Consider the following 4,635-nt stretch of genomic DNA (forward strand, 5'->3'; position numbering starts at 1 on the left):
GCGGGGTCGGGGGTCGCGCCCATGCAGACGCGGCGTACGACGATCAGCAGGTAGGCGGCGGTCAGGAGGGTGCCGAAGGCGCCGATCGCCACGAACGTGAGGAAGACCGGGCGGCTCAGCCCGTCGGCGGGGTCGAAGGCGCCGAACAGGGCGAGCATCTCGCCCCAGAATCCGGCGAGTCCGGGCAGTCCGAGCGAGGCGACGGCGGCGAAGGCGAGCAGGCCGCCGAAGCGGGGCGCCCGGCCGTAGAGGGCGGCGCCGGTCCGCTCGGCGAGCGTGTCGAGGTCGGTGCTGCCGGTGCGGTCCTTGAGCGCGCCCACCAGGAAGAACAGCAGGCCGGTGATGAGGCCGTGGGCGACGTTGGCGAACAGCGCGCCGTTGACTCCGGTCGGGGTCATCGAGGCGATGCCGAGCAGGACGAAGCCCATGTGGCCCACGGACGAGTAGGCGATGAGGCGCTTGAGATCGCCCTTCGCGCCGGTCCTGGCGAGGGCGAGGCAGGCGAGCGATCCGTAGATGATGCCGACGACCGCGAACGCCGCGAGGTACGGCGCGAACTCCCGCATTCCGTCAGGGGCGATGGGGAGGAGGATCCGCACGAACCCGTACGTACCCATCTTCAGCAGAACGCCGGCGAGGAGCACCGAGCCGACCGTGGGCGCGGCGGTGTGGGCGTCGGGGAGCCAGCTGTGCAGCGGCCACATCGGGGTCTTCACCGCAAGCCCGACGCCGATCGCCAGAACGGCGATGACCTGCACGGATGTGGTCAGCCCACGGCCGTTGTCAGTGGCGAGTGCCACCATGTCGAATGTGCCTGAGTTCAGGCCCACGAGCAGCAGACCGAGCAGCATCACGACCGAGCCGAGGAGCGTGTAGAGGATGAACTTCCAGGCGGCGGCCTGCCGTTGATCCCCTCCCCACCGGGCGATCAGGAAGTACATCGGGATGAGCACCATCTCGAACGCCAGGAAGAACAGCAGCAGATCGAGGACGGCGAACGTCGCGAGGGTGCCGGACTCGAGGACAAGCAGCAGCGCGACAAATGCCTTGGGAGACGGGCCCGTAGGCATCTTGAAGTAGCTGTAGAGCGCGCAGAGGAAGGTCAGCAGCGCGGTCAGTACGAGAAGGGGGAGCGAGATGCCGTCGACACCGAGGTGGATACGCACGTCGAGCGCGGGGATCCAGCTGATGTCGGTCGTGGCCTGCATACGCGCGGGCTCGTCGTGATCGAAGCCGGCCGCGAGGACGAGCGCGGCCAGGAGCACGGCTCCGGTGACGGTCACGCCGTGCCGCAGCACCGCCTGGTCGGGTGAGGTGCCCCGGAGTCCGGGCGGTGCGGGCAGCAGGGCCGCTGCCGCGCCGAGGAGCGGGAGCACCACCACGGACACGAGGAGGAACTGCATGACGGTGTCGTTGATATCGATCACGGCTCAGGCTCCCGCTGCGACGAGGACGGCGGCGACGGCCAGGACGACCGAGCCGGCGAGCAGCGCGCTCAAGTAGGTCTGCACATTGCCGGTCTGGGCCCGGCGCACGGCCGCACCCAGCCAGCGGGGCAAGGTGCCCGCGCCGCGCACGTACGTGTCGACGACCTCGCGGTCGAGGAAGCGGACCAGGGTGGCCAGGCCTTCGACGGGGCGGACGAACAGCGCCGCGTACACCGCGTCGAGCCGGAAACCGGCGGCGGCGTGGCGGTACAGCGGGCCGAGGAGGAGGCGGCCCGGGTCGGCCGGGTCCGGCGCGGAGGCGATCGATCCGTACGCGGGGGTGTGCGTGGCGATGGCCTCGGCCTCGGAGACCGCGGGCTCGGCCTCGGGGTGCGCGGCGACCGCGCCCATGGGGACGCGGGCGGCCAGGGCGGTGGTGTGGCGCCAGGCGCCGTAGGTGACGAGCCCGCCGACCAGGGCGAGGCCCGTGCCGAGGACGGAGGTGGTGAGGGTCGGGTCGAGGGAGCGGCCGTCGAACCAGTCGGGGAGCGTGCCGACGGCGATGCCGAAGGCGAGGGAGGGGAGGGCGAGAACCCACAGGACGGCGTTCATCACGACGGGCTGCTTGCCGTGGTCGGGGACCTCGGTGACGCCTGCCGCTGTGCCGAACTCCGTGCCGTGGGACGCGGCGGGGTGCTGGGCGGGTGCGGGCGGCCGGAAGGCGAGCAGCCAGAGACGGGTCGCGTAGGCGGCGGTCAGGAGGGCGGCCACAAGACCGGCGACGAGGACGATCCAGCCGGCCGAGCCGGGGACGGACTCGCTGTGGCCGGTGGCCGCGTGCTCGGCGGCGCCGAGGACGGCCTCCTTGGAGAAGAAGCCGCTGAAGGGCGGGATCGCGGCGAGCGCGAGCAGCGCCACGGTCATCGTCCAGAAGGCGTCGGGGATACGCGCGCGGAGCCCGGTCATACGGGACATCGCGGCAAGGGAGTTGGTGCCGGCGGCGTGGATGATCACGCCCGCGGCGAGGAAGAGCAGTGCCTTGAAGGCGCCGTGCGAGAGGAGGTGGAAGACGGCGGCACCGCGGTCGCCGACGGCCAGGGCACCAGTCATGTAGCCGAGTTGGCCGATGGTCGAGTAGGCGAGGACGCGCTTGATGTCGTCCTGGGCGAGCGCGGCGAGCGCCGATCCGACCATGGTGACGGCGGCCATCACGGCGAGGACGACGAGGGCTGCGGCGGAGGCGGCGAAGACGGGAAGGAGGCGGGCCACGAAGTAGACACCGGCGGCGACCATCGTCGCGGCGTGGATCAGCGCGGAGACCGGGGTGGGGCCGGCCATCGCGTCGGGCAGCCAGGTGTGCAGCGGGAACTGCGCCGACTTGCCTGCCACGCCCCCGAGGAGGAGCAGGGCGATCACCGTGGGGTGGTCGAGGCCTCCTTCGGCGACGGCCTCGAGGATCTTCGTGATCCGGAAGGACCCGGTGTCGGTGGCCAGCGCGAACAGACCGATCAGGAAGGGGACATCGCCGAGCTTGGTGACCAGGAAGGCCTTGAGGGAGGCGGCGCGCGCTTCGGGCGTCTCCCAGTAGTGGCCGACGAGGAAGTACGAGCAGATGCCCATGACTTCCCAGCCGACGAGCAGCACCATCAGGTCGCCGGAGTAGACGACGAGCAGCATCGCGGAGGTGAACAGCGAGACCAGGGCGGCGTACGAGGAGTAGCGCGGGTCGTCGCGCAGGTAGCCCGTCGAGTAGATCTGCACGCAGGAGGCGACCACGCCGACGAGGATTGCGACGAGGAGGGCGAAGCCGTCCAGGTACAGGGCGAGTTCGATCGGTACCGAGCCGGTGGGGGTGAGTTCGGTGGCCGCGTCCAGGGGGCGGACGCCGCCTCCGGTGCCGCCGCCCTGCCGGACGGCGATCACCACGGCGAGCACGGCCGAGGCGAGCGTGGGCAGTACGGCGAGGGGGCGGACGAATCCGGGTGCCTTGCGCCCGAGGAGCAGCCCGGCGACGGCTCCCAGGAACGGAAGGAGGGGTACGAGAACGGCGAGGGTCGTGGTGGTCACGCGGTGGCCTCTGCCTTCTGCGCGGCGGCGGTCGCGTCGGGGGCGCCGTCCGGTTCTGCGGTCTCCGCGGACTCCACGGTGTCGCGGAGACGGTCGACGTCGGACGTGCCGCGGTTGCGGTACACCATCAGCACGATCGACAGGCCGATGCCGATCTCGGCGGCGGCGATGGCGATGGTGAAGAGGGTGAGCGCCTGGCCGGCGTGCAGGGCGTCGCGGAGCCAGACGTCGAAGGCGACCAGGTTGAGGTTGACGGCGTTGAGCATCAGCTCGACGGACATCAGGACCAGGATCGCGTTGCGGCGGGCGAGCACTCCGTACAGGCCGGTGCAGAAAAGCAGGGCCGCGAGCACCGCGGGGTAGGCGAGATGCATCAGCGCTGCTCCTTGTCCGGGGTGGCCGCGCCCGCGTCGGCGCCCGCATCCGTGCCCTGGTCCGTGCCCGTGCCCGCACCCGTGCCCTCGCCCGCGTCGGCCTTGCGGGAGAGGACGATCGCGCCGACCAGCGCGGCGAGGAGGAGCACGGAGAGCGCCTCGAAGGGCAGTACCCAGTGGCGGAAGAGGATCGCGCCGGTGACCTCGGTGGTGCCCTGCGGTACGTCGAGGTCGATCCACTGGGCGCGGAACGCGTCCACGACCACCCACACCAGGGCGGCCGCCGCGGCGACGGCGACGGTGAGCGCGGCCCAGCGGTTGCCCGAGTCGGCGTCCGGGGAACGGCCGATGGGCGCCTTGGTGAGCATCAGCCCGAACAGAAGGAGGACGACGACGGAACCGACGTAGATGAGGACCTGCACCCACGCGATGAACTCGGCGGTGAGCAGGAGGTATTCGACGGCCAGGCCGCCGAGCGCGACGACCAGCCACAGGGCGGCGTGCACCAGCTGCTTGGTGGTGACGGTGACGATCGCCGCCGCGAAGGTGACGACGCCTACGAGGAGGAAGGCGACCTCGACGCCGGTCGGCGAGAGGAAGCCCTGCGGGGCGGCTGCGGCGAGGATCACTGCTGCGCCTCCCCCGGCTCGTTCGGCTTCTGGGGCTCGGTCGGCTCCTGGGGCTCGGTCGCGGTCGACTGCCGCGCTTCCGCCGCCTGCTGTGCTTCCGCCGCCTGCTGGGTGGCGAGTTTCTCGGCTGCCTTGCGG

Annotated in this window: 4 protein-coding genes; all 4 read right to left on the reverse strand. The window is 71.5% G+C overall.

Going from position 1 to position 4,635, the window contains the following annotated elements:
• Positions 1-1,427 (reverse strand): NADH-quinone oxidoreductase subunit M (locus GUY60_RS34820; protein ID WP_161705252.1); only part of this gene is annotated, 1,427 nt, incomplete at its 3' end.
• Positions 1,428-1,430: 3 nt separating this feature from the next.
• Positions 1,431-3,494, reverse strand: a complete 2,064-nt coding sequence (locus tag GUY60_RS34825; protein WP_161705254.1) for an NADH-quinone oxidoreductase subunit 5 family protein — start codon at positions 3,492-3,494, stop codon at positions 1,431-1,433.
• On the reverse strand, positions 3,491-3,868 hold the full coding sequence (nuoK, locus tag GUY60_RS34830) for an NADH-quinone oxidoreductase subunit NuoK (RefSeq protein WP_161705256.1): 378 nt from the start codon (positions 3,866-3,868) through the stop codon (positions 3,491-3,493). The genes GUY60_RS34825 and nuoK overlap by 4 nt, the downstream gene beginning before the upstream one ends.
• Positions 3,868-4,497 carry an NADH-quinone oxidoreductase subunit J family protein gene (locus tag GUY60_RS34835; protein WP_161705258.1) on the reverse strand — a complete coding sequence of 210 codons (630 nt, stop codon included), beginning with the start codon at positions 4,495-4,497 and terminating at the stop codon, positions 3,868-3,870. The genes nuoK and GUY60_RS34835 overlap by 1 nt, the downstream gene beginning before the upstream one ends.
• Positions 4,498-4,635 lie beyond the last annotated feature (138 nt).

This window comes from Streptomyces boluensis, from assembly GCF_009908195.1.
Classification (GTDB): Bacteria; Actinomycetota; Actinomycetes; order Streptomycetales; family Streptomycetaceae; genus Streptomyces; species Streptomyces boluensis.

What these genes read in the sequence shown, in the direction of transcription:
- nuoK (WP_161705256.1), bottom strand. Translation starts at nt 3,868, where the DNA reads ATGCATCTCGCCTACCCCGCGGTGCTCGCGGCCCTGCTTTTCTGCACC.